General features: G+C 62.2%; 1 protein-coding gene. It reads left to right on the top strand.

The window, feature by feature from the left end; translation table 11 throughout:
• Position 1: 1 nt before the first annotated feature.
• A partial coding sequence (locus tag C1Y63_RS12450; protein ID WP_369831054.1) for an LGFP repeat-containing protein occupies positions 2 to 555 on the top strand: 554 nt, incomplete at its 3' end.

The following is a 555-nucleotide window of genomic DNA, read 5'->3' on the forward strand; positions in this document are numbered from 1 at the left end:
GGTGGCTGCCGCGAGCCTGGCTCCCCAGGTGCAGGGGGCCGAGTTCTACGGCCATGAGGTCAAGGGGCGGATCCTGGAAGCTTTCCACCGTGTTGGTGGTCATGCCAGGCTCGGAAATGCGACGACGGGAGAGCTGGACTTGGCGGGCGGGGGCAAGTTCCAGGTGTTTGCCAACAATGCGTCGATCTACTGGCACCCGCAGATTGCCAATGGTGTGGCCCACCAGGTTGGTGGGCGAATTCGTGACAAGTGGTCTGAGTTTGGGTGGGAGCAGGGCCGTTATGGGTACCCGATCACGGATGAGCTGACGCCTCCGGATGGGTACGGGCGGTTTAACCACTTTGAGCGCGGGTCGATCTATTGGACGCCGCGGACCGATGCTCATGCCATTGAGGGGCGTATTCGGGATCGGTGGGAGCAGGACGGATGGGAGACTGGCCGTCTGGGGTACCCCACGACTGACGAACTCACGCCTCCGGATGGTGTGGGCCGGTTCAATCACTTTGAGAACGGCTCCATCTATTGGACGCCGTCTACGGGTGCGCACATCGTTGC

Origin of the sequence: Corynebacterium sp. 13CS0277, from assembly GCF_002994655.1 — a bacterium.
Lineage (GTDB): Bacteria > Actinomycetota > Actinomycetes > Mycobacteriales > Mycobacteriaceae > Corynebacterium.